General features: G+C 44.9%; 21 protein-coding genes, 2 tRNA genes and 1 other annotated feature. Of the genes, 10 read left to right on the forward strand and 13 right to left on the reverse strand.

Going from position 1 to position 18216, the window contains the following annotated elements; all coding sequences use genetic code 11:
* Position 1: 1 nt before the first annotated feature.
* The 4 genes from KNO99_RS08185 to KNO99_RS08200 all read right to left on the reverse strand — a co-directional run bounded on the left by KNO99_RS08185 (position 2) and on the right by KNO99_RS08200 (position 4655).
* Positions 2–1294 carry an ABC transporter substrate-binding protein gene (locus KNO99_RS08185; protein WP_214747289.1) on the reverse strand — a complete coding sequence of 431 codons (1293 nt, stop codon included), beginning with the start codon at positions 1292–1294 and terminating at the stop codon, positions 2–4.
* Between the two features lie 160 nt (positions 1295–1454).
* Positions 1455–2435 carry an aspartate--ammonia ligase gene (gene asnA, locus KNO99_RS08190; RefSeq protein WP_214747292.1) on the reverse strand — a complete coding sequence of 327 codons (981 nt, stop codon included), beginning with the start codon at positions 2433–2435 and terminating at the stop codon, positions 1455–1457.
* 69 nt (positions 2436–2504) lie between these two features.
* Positions 2505–2745 (reverse strand) — a binding site (T-box leader).
* A 105-nt stretch (positions 2746–2850) separates the two neighbouring features.
* A complete protein-coding gene (locus tag KNO99_RS08195; protein ID WP_083600080.1) occupies positions 2851–3753 on the reverse strand; it encodes a carbohydrate ABC transporter permease in 903 nt (300 codons plus the stop codon).
* Entirely contained in the window at positions 3750–4655 is a 906-nt protein-coding gene (locus KNO99_RS08200; protein WP_074033036.1) for a carbohydrate ABC transporter permease, read from the reverse strand. Before KNO99_RS08200 ends, KNO99_RS08195 begins: the two co-directional genes overlap by 4 nt.
* A 242-nt stretch (positions 4656–4897) precedes the next feature.
* Here KNO99_RS08200 and KNO99_RS08205 point away from each other — a divergent pair, with 242 nt between their 5' ends.
* The gene (locus KNO99_RS08205; RefSeq protein WP_214747295.1) at positions 4898–6583 is read left to right on the forward strand and encodes a formate--tetrahydrofolate ligase; all 1686 of its coding nucleotides are present in this window, start codon (positions 4898–4900) and stop codon (positions 6581–6583) included.
* Between the two features lie 14 nt (positions 6584–6597).
* Complete coding sequence (locus KNO99_RS08210; protein WP_214747298.1) at positions 6598–7500, forward strand: alpha/beta fold hydrolase; 903 nt, start codon at positions 6598–6600, stop codon at positions 7498–7500.
* Positions 7501–7551: 51 nt separating this feature from the next.
* Here KNO99_RS08210 and KNO99_RS08215 read toward each other — a convergent pair whose 3' ends face one another.
* From KNO99_RS08215 to KNO99_RS08225, 3 genes are read right to left on the reverse strand one after another with little or no spacing between them, the layout of a single operon-like run.
* Positions 7552–7965 carry a DUF3805 domain-containing protein gene (locus KNO99_RS08215; protein ID WP_074033032.1) on the reverse strand — a complete coding sequence of 138 codons (414 nt, stop codon included), beginning with the start codon at positions 7963–7965 and terminating at the stop codon, positions 7552–7554.
* Positions 7962–8516 (reverse strand): hypothetical protein, encoded by a 555-nt coding sequence (locus tag KNO99_RS08220; RefSeq protein ID WP_371743056.1) that lies wholly within the window; start codon positions 8514–8516, stop codon positions 7962–7964. The genes KNO99_RS08215 and KNO99_RS08220 overlap by 4 nt, the downstream gene beginning before the upstream one ends.
* Before the next feature lie 2 nt (positions 8517–8518).
* Positions 8519–8878 (reverse strand): hypothetical protein, encoded by a 360-nt coding sequence (locus KNO99_RS08225; RefSeq protein ID WP_214696459.1) that lies wholly within the window; start codon positions 8876–8878, stop codon positions 8519–8521.
* Positions 8879–9009: 131 nt separating this feature from the next.
* Here KNO99_RS08225 and KNO99_RS08230 point away from each other — a divergent pair.
* The 4 genes from KNO99_RS08230 to KNO99_RS08245 all read left to right on the forward strand — a co-directional run bounded on the left by KNO99_RS08230 (position 9010) and on the right by KNO99_RS08245 (position 10744).
* Positions 9010–9083, forward strand: a tRNA-Gly gene (locus tag KNO99_RS08230).
* Positions 9084–9098: 15 nt separating this feature from the next.
* Positions 9099–9172 (forward strand) — tRNA-Gly (locus tag KNO99_RS08235).
* Positions 9173–9328: 156 nt separating this feature from the next.
* Positions 9329–10129: an MBL fold metallo-hydrolase gene (locus KNO99_RS08240; protein WP_214747301.1), complete on the forward strand. Its 801-nt coding sequence runs from the start codon at positions 9329–9331 to the stop codon at positions 10127–10129.
* Between the two features lie 408 nt (positions 10130–10537).
* On the forward strand, positions 10538–10744 hold the full coding sequence (locus tag KNO99_RS08245) for a DUF3006 domain-containing protein (RefSeq protein ID WP_015880796.1): 207 nt from the start codon (positions 10538–10540) through the stop codon (positions 10742–10744).
* Positions 10745–10792: 48 nt separating this feature from the next.
* Here KNO99_RS08245 and KNO99_RS08250 read toward each other — a convergent pair whose 3' ends face one another.
* Positions 10793–11359: a TlpA family protein disulfide reductase gene (locus KNO99_RS08250; RefSeq protein ID WP_251130995.1), complete on the reverse strand. Its 567-nt coding sequence runs from the start codon at positions 11357–11359 to the stop codon at positions 10793–10795.
* A 74-nt stretch (positions 11360–11433) separates the two neighbouring features.
* Between KNO99_RS08250 and KNO99_RS08255 the strand changes: the two genes are divergently transcribed.
* Entirely contained in the window at positions 11434–12288 is an 855-nt protein-coding gene (locus tag KNO99_RS08255) for an aldose 1-epimerase family protein (protein WP_214747307.1), read from the forward strand.
* A 37-nt stretch (positions 12289–12325) separates the two neighbouring features.
* On the opposite strand, the gene KNO99_RS08260 is transcribed toward KNO99_RS08255, so the two are convergent.
* From KNO99_RS08260 to KNO99_RS08270, 3 genes are all read right to left on the reverse strand, one after another.
* Complete coding sequence (locus tag KNO99_RS08260) at positions 12326–12544, reverse strand: PspC domain-containing protein (RefSeq protein ID WP_074033027.1); 219 nt, start codon at positions 12542–12544, stop codon at positions 12326–12328.
* A gap of 20 nt (positions 12545–12564) precedes the next feature.
* Positions 12565–13272: an SDR family oxidoreductase gene (locus KNO99_RS08265; protein ID WP_074033026.1), complete on the reverse strand. Its 708-nt coding sequence runs from the start codon at positions 13270–13272 to the stop codon at positions 12565–12567.
* A 79-nt stretch (positions 13273–13351) separates the two neighbouring features.
* On the reverse strand, positions 13352–14584 hold the full coding sequence (locus KNO99_RS08270; RefSeq protein WP_214747310.1) for an LCP family protein: 1233 nt from the start codon (positions 14582–14584) through the stop codon (positions 13352–13354).
* Positions 14585–14780: 196 nt separating this feature from the next.
* Between KNO99_RS08270 and KNO99_RS08275 the strand changes: the two genes are divergently transcribed.
* The gene (locus tag KNO99_RS08275; protein ID WP_074033024.1) at positions 14781–15695 is read left to right on the forward strand and encodes a hypothetical protein; all 915 of its coding nucleotides are present in this window, start codon (positions 14781–14783) and stop codon (positions 15693–15695) included.
* A 187-nt stretch (positions 15696–15882) separates the two neighbouring features.
* On the opposite strand, the gene KNO99_RS08280 is transcribed toward KNO99_RS08275, so the two are convergent.
* Positions 15883–16110 carry a hypothetical protein gene (locus tag KNO99_RS08280; protein ID WP_214747313.1) on the reverse strand — a complete coding sequence of 76 codons (228 nt, stop codon included), beginning with the start codon at positions 16108–16110 and terminating at the stop codon, positions 15883–15885.
* 274 nt (positions 16111–16384) lie between these two features.
* Here KNO99_RS08280 and KNO99_RS08285 point away from each other — a divergent pair, with 274 nt between their 5' ends.
* Positions 16385–17254 carry a hypothetical protein gene (locus KNO99_RS08285; protein WP_214747315.1) on the forward strand — a complete coding sequence of 290 codons (870 nt, stop codon included), beginning with the start codon at positions 16385–16387 and terminating at the stop codon, positions 17252–17254.
* 66 nt (positions 17255–17320) lie between these two features.
* Here the strand turns inward: KNO99_RS08285 and KNO99_RS08290 are convergent, their stop codons facing one another.
* On the reverse strand, positions 17321–17692 hold the full coding sequence (locus KNO99_RS08290; RefSeq protein WP_214747318.1) for a hypothetical protein: 372 nt from the start codon (positions 17690–17692) through the stop codon (positions 17321–17323).
* Between the two features lie 102 nt (positions 17693–17794).
* Here KNO99_RS08290 and KNO99_RS08295 point away from each other — a divergent pair, with 102 nt between their 5' ends.
* A complete protein-coding gene (locus KNO99_RS08295) occupies positions 17795–18208 on the forward strand; it encodes a VOC family protein (protein ID WP_371743058.1) in 414 nt (137 codons plus the stop codon).
* Positions 18209–18216: the final 8 nt, after the last annotated feature.

Genomic DNA, 18216 nt, shown 5'->3' on the forward strand with positions numbered 1-18216 from the left:
CTTATTTCACTTTGTCTTGCCATACTTTCGTGAAGTCTTGAAGCATCTCTTCACCTGTTTTTTGTCCACCGACATATGCCTGCATGAGGGCACCGTATTCATTCACCGCACCATCCGGATACTTGAACCAGTTCCACGAGATGGTCTTTCCTTCATTCGAATATGCGAGAATGTCATCTGCGAGCGGTCCGAGGTCGTTCGCTTCAATCGACTTGAATGCAGGGATGAACTTGAATTTGTTGACCATATAGTCTTTCCCAGTATCAGATGTCGCCATCCACTCTAAGAAATCTTTTGCTTCTTCTTTATACTGCGAGTTCTTGTTGACGACCCAGTTGTTCGGGACACCAACCGGAAGACGGTCCATTTTCTCGGCATCGTCATTGATCGGGATTGGAACAAAGCCCATTTCCATATCCGGATTCACATCGAGAATCATCTGTTGTGCCCAGTTTCCTTGTTGGAGCATCGCTGTCTCTCCTTGGGCGAACTGTGTGACTTGTGTATTATAGTCTGTCGTCAATGGATTCTTATTCCCGTATTTGATCGTCAAATCAAACAGCTTTAAAAACTCTTGGAACTGTTCGTTGTCTTCAAACTTCGCTTTATTTTCGTTCAGTGCTTGAATGAACGCATCCGGATCATCTTGCTGCGCCATCGGAATATTTAAGAGATGAATGCCTAAAATCCAAAACTCTGCATAACCGACAGAGAATGGTGTGATGCCCGCCTTCTCTAATTTTTCTGCTGCTGCAGTCAATTCAGAAAGTGTTTTTGGTAACTCATCAATGCCAGCTTTTTCAAACAATGCCTTGTTATAAATAAAACCGTATCCTTCGAGGTTCATCGGCATTCCGTAAAGTTTACCATCCATCGTCATCGGCTCTTTGGCGACTTCCGTCAAATCACCGACCCATTTCTCGCTCGACAAGTCTTCGAGCTTGTCTTTCCACGTCTGTGCTTCTGTGAAGCCACCGTTATTAAAGATGTCCGGTTCATTGCCCGAAGCGAATTGAGACTTGAGGGCCGCACCATAGTCCGCACCGCCACCGACCGTTTGAACGGTCACTTTGACGCCAGTCTCTTCTTCATACTCTTTCGCCATCGCTTCAAGATCTTTGGCGATCTCCGCTTTGAACTGGAAGACATTTAACGTGACGTCTTTCTTGTCACCACTATCTGCATTCCCTTCAGAAGAACCTTCATCCGTGAGCGATCCGCCACCACAAGCCGCGAGTGATAAGACCATCCCTGCCGTCATGACCGCTGTCGACAATTTCCACTTCCGTTTCATCTCATTTCCTCCCTTAATCTCATCCATTCTTTACAAATTCAACTTTAAATGAAAACGCTTCCACAATGTAGGTGTCAAAATTGACGAATAGGGTGGAAAATGTTGCACAGAAAAACAGGACTCTTTTACCGAGTCCTGTTCCGTGTTTCTTCTTATTATACTACAACAAGCTGATGCCGGCTTCTTTGCACGACTGAATGACTTCTTGCGGCCAGACCGATGTTTGCACTTCGCCGATATGACGAGCGCGTAAGAGATACATCGCAATACGCGATTGCCCGATTCCACCTCCGATTGTGAGTGGGAGCGTTCCTTCGAGTACCCCTTGATGGAACGGGTACGCACGTTTCTCTTCCGCATCCGCTTTCTTCAGTTGCGCATCAAGTGCCACTTCGTCGACACGAATACCCATCGACGACAGTTCAAAAGCTGATTCGAGTTCAGGATGCCATACGAGAATGTCTCCGTTGAGTGACCAATCATCATAGTCCGCCGCTCGCCCATCATGTTTCATGCCTGAAGCGAGAAGATCTCCGATTTGTGAAATGAAGACGGCACCGTACTCTTTACAGATTGCCGTTTCACGTTCTTTTGGCGTCATCGTCGGATACGCATCCTCCAACTCCTGACTCGTGATGAAATGGATGGCTTCCGGAAGAATCGCTTCAATGCCATACGTTGTTTCCACTTCCGATTCTGTTTCACGGAGTGCCGCATAGATTGACTCGACCGTTGCTTTTAAATATTCCATCGTCCGCTCTTCCCGAGCGATGACTCGCTCCCAGTCCCACTGATCAACGAAGAGAGAGTGTGTCGCATCGAGTTCTTCATCACGGCGAATGGCGCGCATTTGCGTGTATAACCCCTCTCCGACTCCGAATCCATAACGTCCGAGTGCCTCACGTTTCCATTTCGCAAGCGATTGAACGATTTCAAGTTCATGTCCTGGATACATCGTATCGAACTGAATGATGCGCTCCACGCCGTTTAAATGGTCGTTGACACCACTTGCTGACTCAACGAATAGTGGTGCCTGCACTTGCGTGAGTCCGAGTTCACGTGAGACTTTCTCCTCGAAGAGTGCCTTAACTGTTGCGATTGTCTGCTGTCTTTCCTTCATCGTGCTTGTTGCTGTTGTCATTTTCCGTTTCCTCCAATTGTGGAATATTTGAAAATGAAGCCATGAAAAAAAGCCCTCCATTCCCATTGAATATGGGACGGAAGACTTCGGTTCCGCGGTGCCACCCAAATTAGTAGACGAATCTACTCACTTTTTCGAGACAATCATCTCGTAACTCCGATAACGGGGAGCGGTCCGGCTACGTCTACTGGCAAAGCGTTCGGGTAGCGACTCCAGGAAGTTTTTCGACGAAGGGTTAAGACCGGGCTCACACCACCCCCGGATCGCTTGACTCACTACCTTCGTGTACTCGTCCTTTCGACGTCGTTCACAATTGAATTGAGTTCATTATTATAAATATTCAGACTAATGTCAACGACTTTTTTCAAAAAAAATTAATCCTCCGTGTAGCGAACGGAGGATTCCCTTGGGAGGGTTATTTAATCGAGCCACTTGTAATCCCTTTGATGATATGTTTTTGCATACCGAAGAAAAAGACTAAAAGTGGAACGATTCCTAACACTAAACCAGCTAACGCCAAATCCCATTGCTTCGTGTACTGCCCAAAGAAATAGAACGTCGCGAGCGGGATGGTCCGCAACTCCACATCACGGAGAACAAGTGATGGCAATAAGAAGTCGTTCCAAATCCATAGGCTATTCAAGATGACGATTGTCACCGTGATCGGCTTGAGTAATGGGAAGACGATGCGCCAAAAGACGCCCCATGTTGAACAACCATCGATGATTGCGGCTTCTTCAATCTCTTCGGGAATCGATTTCATGAATCCGTGGTATAGGAACACGGAGATTCCAGAACCGAATCCGAGATACATGACCATCAGTCCCCAATGACTGTTGAGTAACCCGAGAATGCTTGAGACTTTCACAAGCGGGATCATGATCGATTGGAACGGAATGACCATCGCTGCCACGAATAAGAAGAAAATCATCGTAGAAATCCAATGCTTTGTCCGAACAAGTTTCCATGCTGCCATCGATGTGAAGATGACGATGATTGCATTCGCCCCGACTGTAATGAACAGCGAGTTTAAAAACACACGTCCATAATTCATCGCTTCCCATGCTTCCGTATAGTTTGACGTCAACCACTCATTCGGCAACGCCGATGTGTTCGTAAAGATTTCAGCCATCGATTTAAACGAATTGGCAACAACGTAATAGAACGGGACCAAATAGAGAAGTCCAAGCAAGATGGCGACAAGCTCAATGATTCCAAGATTCCAAGAATATGTTCCCGGGCGAAGTGGACGTTGCGGAACGCGCTTCGGTGTTTTCTCTATGTTTCTCTCGACATGTTCCAATTTCTCAGTCGTCATGCTTCTACCTCCCGTTTCTTCGTCACGTACACTTGTGTCACCGTAATCGCAGCCACGACCAAGAAGAAGATGACCGCTTTCGCTGACCCAAGACCATAGTTATTATTCACAAAAGATTCCGTATAAATATTTAGCGCCAGCATTTCTGTTGATTTGAACGGTCCGCCGTTTGTGAGTGATAAGTTCGTATCAAACACTTTGAACGACCAAGAAATCGTCAAGAATAAACAGATGGTGATGGACGGCATAATCATCGGCAACGTGATGTGACGAAGCATTTTGAAACGGTTGGCTCCGTCAATCCGAGCCGCCTCCATCAAATCCGTCGGTACATTTTGTAGCGCCGCAATGTAGATGACCATGACATAACCGCCTCCTTGCCAAATGGCGACAATGACGATTCCCCAGAATGCTGTTTGCGCATCCCCGAGCCACGGTAGTTCAAACAAACTCCAACCCGTCAACGCTCCAATTGAGGCAAAGCCTTTTACATAAATGAACTGCCAAATGAATCCGAGAATCAATCCACCGATCAAATTCGGCATGAAGAAGATTGTACGCAAGAAATTTCGTGTTTTAATGTTCATCGTCAACAGCAATGCCAACGAGAATCCAACGATGTTCGTCAGTAAGACAGAGATGATTGTATATTTGGTCGTTATCCAAAATGAAGCGCGGAACTGCTCGTCTTCAAGGAACAATCGCTGATAATTATCAAATCCGACAAAATTCAATTCTCCGGTCACACCGTTCCAATCCGTAAAACTATAGTAAATCCCATTGAAGAACGGAATGAGCACGATCGCGACGAACGCTAAAAAAGCAGGTCCGACAAATGCTACAAAACTCGCTGGTTTCTTCCAATTTCGTCTTCGTTTCATCCGTTTCGAAGTTTCAGTCATGTGTATCGCCTCCACTATCAATGTATCGTGAAGAATCTTTTATGAAAACGGATACATTTGACGGAAAGGGTGGAAAATATTGAACGGAATGAATGAATTTCACGATCTGATGAGTTATGATAAAATCAATGATATTACGAACGGGTTGGATATCAATCGATTCCTTTCGTACTCAAAAACGTTAAAACCGAATATTAACCGACATATAAATAAACATCGTTCGAAAACGGAGGTACTTCCCTATGACAACAACCAAACCATTATCCGATCTAACCATCGCGCAACAAGCTAAAACATTGCCCATTAAAGAGATTGCAGCAAAAATTGGACTTCAGGAAGACGATCTTGATCTTTATGGAAAATATAAAGCCAAACTTTCTTACGATGTCCTCGATCGTCTGAATACAAAAAAAGATGGAAAACTTGTGCTTGTTACAGCCATCAATCCAACGCCAGCAGGAGAAGGAAAGTCGACGGTAACGGTCGGACTCGGCCAGGCCTTAAATCAATTGAATAAACAGGCAATCGTCTGTCTCCGTGAACCTTCACTCGGACCGACAATGGGCTTAAAAGGCGGAGCGGCTGGCGGTGGTTTCAGTCAGGTCCTTCCGATGGAAGACATCAACCTCCACTTCACAGGAGACATGCATGCCATCACGTCAGCTCATAATACGATCAGCGCCATGATTGACAATCATCTTCATCAAGGAAACGACCTTGGCATCGATGTTCGTCGAATTGTTTGGAAGCGCGTGCTCGATTTGAACGACCGCGCCCTTCGTCACGTCACTGTCGGTCTCGGCGGTCCTGCTCATGGCGTACCACGTGAAGAAGGATTCGATATTACTGTCGCCTCTGAAATTATGGCGATCCTTTGTCTCGCAGACTCTTTGAAAGACCTTGAAGATCGGATTAAGCGAATCGTCGTTGCTTATGATCACCAACAAGAACCGATTACTGCTGAACAAATCGGCGCTGCTGGGGCTGCGACATTGCTGTTGAAAGAAGCGTTCAAACCAAACTTAGTTCAGACGATTGAACAAACCCCTGCCCTCGTCCATGGGGGGCCGTTTGCGAATATCGCCCACGGCTGCAACTCGCTCATTGCGACAAAAACCGCATTAAAACTAGGAGAATACGTTGTGACAGAAGCCGGGTTTGGAGCCGATCTCGGAGCTGAAAAGTTCTGTCATATCAAGTCTCGTGTCGGGGAGTTAAATCCAGATGCAGTTGTACTCGTTGCGACCGTTCGTGCTTTGAAGATGCATGGCGGCGTGGCGAAAGACCAGCTCCATATTGAGAATGTCGGTGCAGTCGGTAAAGGGATGAAACTGCTTGCGAAACATATCGACACGATGAAAAAACTCGGTCTTCCGACCGTCGTTGCCTTAAATCGTTTCAATTCAGATACCGAAGAAGAGATCGCAGCGGTACTTGATTGGTGCACAGCACATGAGATTCGTGCTTCACTGAGCGAAGTATGGGCGAACGGCGGACTCGGTGGGCAACAACTCGCTGAAGCTGTCATTGATGCGGTTGAGTCAAACGAAAGTAAACTATCACCACTTTACGAATTGACCGATTCGATTGAACAAAAGATTAAAACGATTGCCCGGGAAGTATATGGAGCGGCCGATGTCACGTTCACAGCAAAAGCTAAAAAACAAATGCTTGAGATTGAACAGAAAGGTTGGGCAGACCTACCGATTTGTATGGCGAAGACACCGTTTTCTCTATCGGACGACCCTTCCAAATTCGGTTATCAACAAGGATTCACCATTACGGTACGCGAATTAAAACCATCAGTAGGAGCAGGTTTCCTCGTTGCTCTCACAGGTAACGTTTTAACGATGCCGGGCTTACCGAAACATCCGGCTGCCCTCAATATGGGCATTGATGAATCTGGAAAAGCAATCGGACTTTTCTAATAGGAGGATGACACATGGTTCTTTCGGAGTTGACGTATCCAGACGGATATCAGACAGAAGTAATGGAAATTCGAGCAGAGCAGTCTATTGGAAAAATATTCATCTTTCATGGAATGCTTGAACACCATGAAAGATATATTGAGTTCGCTCATTTTCTAACAGAAAATGGATACGATGTGTTCATATGCGACTTACGAGGGGCTGGCTCAAGCGCCCACGAACAACAGACTTATGGACACCTCTCTCCAGGCGATGGCTTTCCGCAACTTGTCGAGGATGCTCAATATCTAATTAACCGTTACGAGGATGATCGCCCCACTTATGTGTTAGGTCACAGTTTCGGTTCTCTGCTCGTTCGTCGACTTGGTCAAATCATGGGACATGCCTTGGCTGGAGTGATCGTCGTTGCTCCGCCTCCACATCCTGGGGTGGCAGGTGAAGTCGGGCATCGTTTAATTGCTTCCGTCATGAAACGTAAAGGTGCCACGCATCAATCACGCTTCTTTGAACGCCTTTTGTTCGGGCGCTATAACCTTAAGTTTTTACCTGCTCGAACGGATAGTGACTGGCTATCAAGCGTCCCTGAGGAAGTTGATTCGTATATCGATGATTCGAATTGTGGAGGTCTTCCCTCACTTGGCTTTTTACATGAAGTGACCCGTGCCTCACTTGATGTCACGACCGTCGCACGCATTCATGAACATCCGAAGTCTCTCCCGATGTTGCTCGTCGCCGGGTTGGACGACCCTGTGATTCATGACGGGGAAGGATTGAACGGGATTATCGAAAAATACCGCAATGCGGACGTCGAACTGTCCGTGGCGACATATGACGATGCCCGACATGAAATTTTGCGTGAAGCGGACCGGGAACAAGTATGGTCAGACATACTCATGTGGATGAAACAAATAAGATAAGTAGACATGAAAAATGAGACACGCGCCTCTAACTTGGCGTCGTGTCTCATTTTATGTCCATTCGACTGAGTCGATGATGGATTCAATCTCCATTTTTTCATTCGTCACTTGATCGGCAACGTACGTCATGAATAAAAGGCGTTTTCCGTCCGTCAACGACCACACATCTAGATGCATCCCGTCTTCGATCCCGCTTGCATAAGCCGTCGTCATGTCACCCGTCTCGTCAGTTACGCTTGGCGCAATTTTTACGTCGATCGGGAATTCTCCTAAAAAGGTGTTTAACTCGCGTAAGACAGCTTCTCTTGGTTCTTGTGAATCCTCAGACTCATAGATGGAGATTTGAAGCGTTCCTTGCGCATCCTCTTCTGTTGAATAGAAGCTCACGTAGTCTTCTTCTTCACTGTATTCGTAATGTTCCGGATACGTCAGGCGGAACCACCCATCAATTTCATACTCTTTCATGCTGTTTTCTCCTTTACTTGCTTAAATGCCAGTCCTGTGACCATTTTTGCTTGTAGTGCATATTTTAGTCGTTCGGTCACATAAAGACGTTGGCTATTTACATCTTGGGCAATCATATGTCCAAATAAATTCATTCGAACCGTCTGATTGGATAGGAAATAGAATCGATCCGTACTCAACGGGCGAAATTCGTTCGAGTGTTCGAGGTATTCGATTTCAAAGCGTCGGAGCACATTAAGCGCGCAGTACCGATCTGTCTTCCCTGTACTTGTATGAAGCTCGACACGGACGAGCTGAACGTCATATGGACAGACATTCATAAAGATTGGACTGACTCGCTCATGAATCAAGAGGATGCCCATATCGGTTTCAATCAGATCAGGTAAAGACCCTTCATCTTGCGAAATGCTCAATACGACATACGGCCGGTTCGATGGTGCGAGCAATTCGCCTTTGTAAAATCGAAATCGCTGAATCCCTGTCAGAACCCGTGCCCGCCAAGCACTGCCTCGTGCTTCCGCTTCCATTCGATACAACCTCTCTCCACTCACACTTACTCCCCCTTCACTTGTTTGAGCGCATCGACGAATGTTTCCCATTCTAGGTTGTCACAAACAACCTTATTTTCCAATCCCCATTCTTCATCGATTGTCAAACGTACTTCGTTCGATTCAGGGTGACGTATGATTCGAAGATTCCCAATTTGAATCGAATCAAGAGCAATATCAAATGTATGACTCGGCAATCCGACCCACTTGACCCGATTCGAACGTAACACGACATACCATTCGTTGTCATGATGAATTGAGAACGTCCAGCTTCGAAGAGACACTGTTTGATCCGTTTGTTTGGACTGTTTCAACATTCGAAATCCTTCGCCCATCAGTTGTAAATATGATTTTCGTTCACTCATATTTGATTTTCTCCCCTTTTTTCTATTATCTTCGTTGTGGATAGGATTCTGCAACCTAAAAAGTTTTTTAAAAAAGGGTTTGCAAATAGAATCTGATATGCTATTATATCAAAGTAACGTTAAGACGTAACGCGGGTGTAGTTTAATGGTAAAACCTCAGCCTTCCAAGCTGATGACGAGGGTTCGATTCCCTTCACCCGCTCCATATTTTTTTCTTCATGCGGGTGTAGTTTAATGGTAAAACCTCAGCCTTCCAAGCTGATGACGAGAGTTCGATTCTCTTCACCCGCTCCAATATCGACATATACGCGAGAGGTTCTCGCACACATACAATGCACGGTTGAGACCTTGCAAAAGCAGAAAGTCTTCTGACTTTCTGCTTTTTTGTTGTTCCTTCGATTGTTTTGGGGAAAAGAGTGAATGACTCTAATCAGATGAGGAGGAACTCTTTTGATTCAAGCGAAACTTCAATCATTCACGATTTACGAAAGTGCATTAATGCGAACGACATCGACCTTGATCGATACACCAGACGCCATTCTTTTGATTGACCCCACATGGCTTCCTGAAGAAATCGCCACGATTCGTCGGGATATCGAGCTAAAACGAGATAATCGCCCTCTTTACGTCATCTTCACCCATCATCATTTCGACCACATTATCGGGGCTTATGGTTTTAAGGATGCGACAACGATTGCCTCACAGGCGTTTGTAGATGCGGACTCATCCGATCAACTCGATGAGATTCGTGAGTTCTATGAACAGCACTACATCAATCGCCCGATTCAAAAACCTGAAATCGATATCGTGGTCCAACCGAATCAGACACTTCTACTTGGATCGTTACCCGTTACGTTCATCCCGACACCTGGCCATGATGCAACTCACCTATCTGTTCTAATCGAGCCGATGCACCTACTCGTATGCGGAGATTACGGTTCGAATATCGAGCCACCTTTTATCGAGCATGATCCGACCGCATATCTCGAAACATTACAAACGTTGCAAACCCTCATTTATGAATATGAAGTTCAATGGTTCGTGCCTGGACATGGTGACCTATGTGACAATCGTAGTCAGATGATTGAACGTTTGAGTGCGGCAGAAGAATACATCTTAGAACTTCCCGAAGAGCGCCACTGGTCTCCTATGTGGCCAGAACATTCTTTTTTCGATCGTGTCCATGAACGTAATCGAAAAATGGTGGAACAAAAAGAGACCGATCGCCGGTCTCGTCAACAAGACTATTAAAAAAATCGCAACGTCTCCCCAAGACGTTGCGATTTCCCCCTATGTAGACCTATTTCTTTGTGACGCGTTCTGAGCGGACCGTGAACATACGGTCAACCCCATAGATCGTTACTCCCGTCAGAGCGAGTAACCCAATCATTGCAGAAGAAAACATGACCATCCCCCCATTGTTCACAGTTTCGTCATAATCACCCCGTGCTTTCATTATAGAAGACCATTTTAAAAAAAGAAAGCGTTTTCTTCAAACTTCCTTCACATTTATCAAATTTATCCTTTTGCGTTTCTTGGAATAACTTCCCTTGTCCGATTAGACAGACACTCGTAAAAATGTGTAGCTTTTGTGGAATGTGGGAATACATGATGTAAGGATAAAAAGAGACAGAAGCTGCTCGTCGAGGAGGAAGAGGCATGATTAAGTACGGTACATTGGTGCGAATCGAGGGAAAATATGCCGTATTGAGATGGAATAACGGCTCAAGTTTCATTCCTAGACGATTCCTACCTTCCGAAGCACGTGTTGGTGATACAATCATTCGAGACAATCATCATTATTATCTTGAAGAAGATATGACCCCAAATTTTGATGCATTGATCAAGCAACACTATAAAAGCTGAACGATCTGCCCTTTTTGCGAGGGCAGATCGTTCAGCTTTTTTGAAATATCACATTGACGTCTTTTCGATTTGTTGCTGAATCCACGCTTCGTCGACGGGACCTGTCCGCTTCGCAACAATGACCCCTTGTTCATCTAACACGTACGTTGTCGGTAGAGCGACGACACGATACTGTTGCTCTACGACCGCTTCTTCATCTAACAAGATTGGAAAATCAACCGGGTACTCCTGTAAAAAAGCCTCGACGTCCGCTTTTCCTCGTCGTTCATTTTTGGTGACATTCACACCGAGAACCGGAATGCCTGTCGCTTCTTCAAACGAAACCAGTTCAGGGAACTCATCTCGACAAGGCGGGCACCAAGAAGCCCAAAAATTAATGACTACCGGCTGTCCTTGGAACTGTGAAAGGGTCAGACTCTCCCCCTCTAGCGTATTCAAGGTGAATTCCGGAGCTTGTTGCCCCACTTCGAGCCCTCCTAATACCGATTCATTTTGAACGATGGGAACCGCTTCGCTTTTGTTTTGTGTCATCATATATTCTTCGTAGCCTTTATAGGCGAGCCCAGCAATCAGTAGAAGGATGAGCGTTCCGATTACGATTCTTTGTAAGCGCATCATTTACCCCTTGTTTGTTTTACTTAAGATTTCTACACTTAACTTATCATAAACCGCAAAGGAGCGTATGTATTGTGCAACTTCAAAACGAAAAAGTTCAGATTACGTTAAAAGCACAAGGTGCAGAAATGACCAGTTGGAAAGTCTCCGGAAAAGAGTATCTATGGCAAGGTGATCCGACGTATTGGGGACGGCAAGCCCCTATTCTTTTCCCGATTGTCGGGCGATTATTGGATGATCAATATGTATATGAAGGCAATACGTATACGATGAGTCAACACGGCTTTGCTCGTGACGCAATTTTCGACATCGAATCATCGACTGAAACTTCCGTTCGTTTCACCTTGAGAGATACTCCTGAATCACGTCAACATTACCCTTTCCCGTTTACTCTGAACATATCGTATCAACTTGTAGGAGAAGAAGTCATTGTCACCTATCGTGTCCATAACCCGGGTGAAACCATGTTACCGTTCAGTATCGGTGGTCATCCCGCATTCAACATCCCTTTCAAGGATGGTGCGTTCGAGGACTATACCATCGACTTCGGAGAAGTACGTACACTTGACCGCTATCTATTAGAAGGACCTTATTTGACAGGAGCCTATCAACCACTAGGCGAACGGCAATACATTCCGCTTACCCGTTCTCTATTTGACGACGATGCATTGATTTTCGAAAATGTGGAGTACGCCGCGCTACGTCATCAACCGTCAGGAACGGCAATCGTGATGGAAAGCCCTTCATTTACTCACTTTGGCATTTGGTCACCACCCCATAAGGATGCTCCATTCGTTTGTCTTGAACCGTGGTTCGGTCACGCAGATTATAAAGGACACCGAAAAGATTTTCTACACAAAGAAGGGATTCAGCTCCTTGCCCCAAACGAGACGTTCGAAGCAAGCTACACCTTATACATCGAAAAATAAAAACAATCCGACATGACTGTCGGATTGCTTGTTTTCATTAAAAACGATCTTCTTGTTCCGCCTCATATTCTGATGGCGGCTTTTTCATGATGATGGCCAGAACGATATAAATCAGAAGCCCTGGACCACCTAAGAGCGCCATTGCCACAAACAGAACACGCATGATCGTGACGTCCACTCCTAAATAGTTCCCAAGCCCTGAACAAACCCCGGCAATCATTTTATTATTCTGATCTTTATACAATTTTCGTTCCATATCATCTTCTCCTCAACTCGTTATGATCGTTGTGGTCGGCGCAACGTCGTTCTACCTCCGTTTGCCACTTCTCCACGGCCTTCAAAATCAAGCGCTTCATTAATCGGCGTACTACCCGACTTGATTTCGATTCGGCGACCGTATAGTCCACGGTTGTCAAGAGATGCAGAGATGACAGTCGCGACATCTGTCTCGGAAATCGTCGCACCGTCCGCATCGTTCAAGTCTTCAGATGCTTCGATGGAACCTTTACTCGGTTCATCGACAATGGTCACTGGGCAAATGATCGTATAGTTCAAACCGCTATGTTCGATGTATTCGTCGGCGGCATTGTTGGCTGACAGAAAGTTAAAGAGTTCCTTTGGTGCGGCATTCGGTTGGTCCGCGCCATATGCACTGAGCAAGACGACGTGACGTACTCGTTCTTTTTTAGCAGCATCAATCGCGTTCATCGCGACGTTTCGGTCGAGCAGTTCAATTTCGGTACTCGATCCGTCTGCGCCAGCAGTCGCCGCAATGATGACTGCATCTTGTCCACTTGTCGCCTCATGAACCTTTTTCTCAAGTTCTTTCTCGACATCAACCGTCAATACGCGCGCACCCATTTTCTCGTACTCTGCTTGTAGTTCAGGATAACGAATTAAAGCGGTCACTTGATGGGTCTTCGCTAGACTTTTCAATACACGTTTCCCGATCTTTCCTGTTGCTCCAATGACTAATACTTTCATTCAAATTTCCCTCCTCAAAAGAGTAGTTCATTTGTTTAAAATTCCTCTTTCAAGTCAGAATCAAACCCTTTTCTTAAAATTATCTGACCGTTCCCCACATCGATAAATCAAGGGCATCCCGAATGGATTGCACACTCTCTTCTAACGGTTCGTAGTAATAGACGTTGTTGATATAGGCATCTTGCCCTTCAACTTGCATCTTATTCACGTCCGGGTTCGAGATCATCGTCAGACCGACAGATGCCATTTGTAAGACATTCATCTCAAGACCCATTTCCTCTTTCATGAAACGATACGTTGCCGGAATCTTCGTCCAGCCCGAAGGATTAGCCAATTTTTCTGCGACGGCTGTCATAACTTCGGTTTGACGATTCGAACGGGCACCGTCCGTATCCGACTTACGGTGTCTCGCATAGGCAAGTGCCATGTCTCCATCCATTGCGTAAGAGACACCTTCTGTATACTCATACGTCTGGTTGAACCCTTTCTCACTAAACGAGTGTGTTGCCGTCACATTGACACCACCAATCAAATCGATCAATTCCATGAACGACTCAAATGTGATCACGACTTGTCCATCAACCGACGCATCGGTCAGTCCTTCAACAGCACCTACCGTACACGTTGCACCACCATAAGCGAAAGCATGGGTGATTTTATCGCCATCCCGGTCTGGCTCACATGGAATGGCCGTATACGTATCGCGTGGAATCGACACGTTTTGAACAGTACGTGAACGAGGGACAAATTCCATCAATTGTAGAGAATCTGTGCGGGACCCCGAGAGGGATTCCCCCACCCGTGCGTCACTTCCCATAATGAGGAACGTGAACGGGGAAGTCGCCACATACCCTCCGACAAGCAACAGGAAAATGAGAAGAAGGGCCACTTTCCCTTTCCATTTACGCTTTCGTTTATTTGATGGTTTGGACGAATGATCGACTTCTTGTTTCGGAGATTTTGCCGGTTTCGATTGTTGCGTCGCATGATTCGACTTTGATTGAGAAGTCTTTCGTTTCGATTTTGAGAATGACGGAATCCGCGGCATACGCTTCTTCCGCTTTTTTGATGTTCCGTAGTTCGGCTTCGATGAATCCGTTGATTTCTCGTTCAAGAACGGGTGCTCCGATTGAACAGGAGCCCCTTCCCCTTGTCGATTCTGTCGCCATGCTTCATTTATATTCGATGGCTCTTCTATATTCGATGGCTCATCTGAAGATCGTTCACCATTCAAACGAGACGCTTCGAGTTCTTGTTGTTCGAGTTCGCGCTTTCTACGTTCTACACGCGATAAACGTTGATCATCTTTCATATTTTCAATCCTCAACTTTATCAATTTTTCTCTATTATCCCGAACCCGCATTGATCTGACAACGTTTCTAAGGAAAATCCGTCTTAAGCATGAGACCATATGATTGTTTCAGATGAAATCCGGGAAAGGAATATTAATTGGTGTTTGCCCAAATCAGAGATGCATACAACAAGTATGAATGAAAGGAGGAGAGCTGATGCGCATCGGAAAATTACGCATGTTGTTGGAGCAATATGGTGAGGCGACTCTACGTGATTTATTGGTCGAGATGTATCGTCATACTCCAAAAGATGTGATTGATGATCAAGACTTTGATTTTATGATCAGCCAGTTCACACGCTATAAAGAAAAAAAACATTCGGAAGAGCGTCATTCGCTCTCACAAACGATTACGTTAGCTGAACGTTTTGTCGATTCAGCATATGAACATTTATATATTCGTCCCAATCAAGTCATGTCCGACCGTGATCAAAAAAATTGGTATATCCACGCCAAAAAGATCATTCGTGATTTAGCCCACTATGCCGAAGAATATACTGAGGCACGCACGATGTATGAAGAGATGTTTTATCTTCTGTCAACGTCAGCCGGAGAAGAACCTCTCTTTTCAACGAGCGACCCGTTTCGCCTATTGAAAATCTCACAAGTCACGATGCTCCAAAAACTCATCCACTACTACCAACTAGACGCACCGATTGATACCGTCTGGATTGACCGCGCTTTATATACTGCCCTCCACGTGCCAAAAGACGTGGATTCCACACGAATCGATTTACTATCAACCTTGCCGATTGAACACAGCCAAGCCAACACGAGAAAGATTCTTCACGCACGCATTCTCAAACTGTGTGAGCGGATGTTAGAAAAATCCCAGACAGAAGATACCGCACTTGAAAACTATCAAGCTCTTAAAATGTTAGAGCTCCGTCTCCTCGTCGCCGAAGGTAACTTACAAGAAGCCGAACAGAAGCTATTTTCAGAGTATATCCCTTTTTTTTCACATCGTTCCGAACCGTTCCGTGTCTACGTCGATTTCTTAGAGAGCCATGGCCATACGGATGAAACAAAACGATTAAAACGATTAGCAAAAGAAAAACGTATTCGATTTTAGATCAGACAAAAAAAGGGAGTCAATCGATGACATCGGTTGACTCCAATACATGATATGAACGAGGGGTGTTCATTTGAAAAGGAGGACAGAAAGTTGGTGCAGAACTTTCTTCCTACACATATAAGTATAAAGTAACGATTGTAACCGTTACCAAATGACTTATTGCATTTTTGTGAACGTTTTCACGTTATTCGATCGTGTTCATGATCCCTAAACCAACGACAGATAATAACACGATTAATACGAAGACATACACCATCTCATTGGGTGATTGAAATCCTTCGTGAATCTCTACCTCTTCTTCGACAATGATGTTCTCATGAATCACTACTGGTTCAGTTTCGGCCATAACCGTAGTCGGAGCAGCAATCATGAACAACATAGATACGAGAATCAGTTGATAAATATATTTCATCATAAACTCCTAATTGATTGGTTTCATTGTGATTAAGTATATCATGTCTTCGCCACACGTCACGTCTGACATTTGACGAAACTCACAGATCTATCAGCGTAACTAATCAGTTTTTCTGAATCGGATGCTTACAATCTATTTAATTTCATGTTTTTATGAAAGTTGTTGATTATTTTCATCAATCAGGTTTCATGAGAATGCCATACAACTTTAAGTAAGATAGCGCTTACAATTTAATTGTACTTATTAACTCATTCAGAAAGAAGGATTCTCCTTGAAACGAGCGCTACGCTTTGTAGAATGTAGGCAATTAGCTATGCAGGAACGCATCTCCATTCAGTCGTTATACCCCTTATCAAAGACACCCCCGCTCCTTTCCTTACCTCCTCATCAGCACGTGTACATCGCTTTAAACAAAAATAATCCATTAGCTGCTTTTGTTGCGAATGACGAGCATTTAAAAGCGTTTCAAATCATTCAACTCTCAAAGGCGACATATCACGATCGTCATGTGTTTCGCGGGTTGCTTGACCGAATCATGTATGAACGAAGTCGTGAAACCACACACCCAATTACATACTATCTTCAGGAAGAGGACTATCATAATCAAGATAAGCTTCAAATATATGAGGCAACTGGGTTTCAAGTATTCCATCAAACGAATACGTATCACTTGCCATTCATTCCTTGTGAGAAAGCATCGCATACGTACTGGACCCTCGAATTGATAGACTATTCACGAAGAGCGAATTGGCTCACTTTTCGTAATGCGCATTGTCATGTCTTGCCGGGCGCCATCCCGATGACGGATGAACAATTCGCACATGCAACTCGGCAACAAACACTGTTCTACACATTAAACTGGTGTCACCAACCAATCGGAATCATGAAAGTACGACTACATATGTATCACGTGTGCGTCCAAGAAATTCAATTAGATTGTGACGAGTCTATGTTGCGGGATGCCCTTTCCTTTCTTCAACAAAAGTTTTACGATGCGTTCAGATATATCGACGAGGCTCGTATTTCTACGACCAACCTGCAATCTGACTTGAATTTTGCACTTCGAAAGCAAGGTGCTCAAGTGTCGTCAGGCGGGATATATATGCTTACACAACAAGTGCTACCGACTTCACTCTATTGATCAATAAAAAAGACGTCGATTGCATCAACTCATTCTCGCGGGAAAAAGTTGTTCATTCAACGTCTTTTATTCTGCAGCAGTTGTCGATTCCATCGCCAAAGGCGGCATTTCCTTAAACAGTTCTGTCCGCAGTCCCGTGTCTCTCAAATCGAGCGATTCAATCCGATCAAATTTGATTTGACGATCGACGACATTGAACCAATACGTGATGTTCGGCTCATCCTTGAAACGAATCGCATAATTTGATCCATTCAAATGAAAATCGACCTCGGTAGACAGCAACTCCGTCGGACCAATCTGTTTATGGGTGGTTAACCGTTCGAGCACAACTTGCTCTTCATTGATGCGATAATCGACAAACGTCGCAAGCGAGAGTCCAAACACAAATGATACTAGGGCGAACATGCCCACCAATCCCATTGTGATTTTTCCGTTCATTTCGCTGTCCCTCCCTCTCTTATTATATCGGATATGGTCGAAACGTTGTGAAGTGACATTTTGTTCAACTTTAGGCAAACTGAAGGTTGAGGAGGAATGTTTATGCAAATCGATCATACTGGAATCGCCGTCCGTGATTTAGACGAAGCGATCACATTTTATACAACTGTGCTTGGTGGAGAACTGATTGACCGTTATACGAATACAGCCATTGGGGTGGAAACCGAGCTAGCTGTCATTCACATCGGCGAAGATGTCATCGAATTGTTGCGCCCAACAAGTAATACGAGTCCGATCGCGCGTTTCATGAAAGCACGAGGAAAAGGCGTCCATCATATCGCATATCGTGTAGAAGATTTAGACATCGCTATCGCTACACACAAACAAAATGGCATCACTTTTTTAGAAGATACACTACGTACGACCGCAAAAGGTCGCCGTTTGATCTATATGGACCCACGTCATTCAGGTGGTGTCATCACCGAGCTTTGTGATTATCCTACGCAAAAGCAGTAAGAGACGTC

Source organism: Exiguobacterium sp. s189, from assembly GCF_018617615.1.
Taxonomy (GTDB): domain Bacteria; phylum Bacillota; class Bacilli; order Exiguobacteriales; family Exiguobacteriaceae; genus Exiguobacterium; species Exiguobacterium aestuarii_A.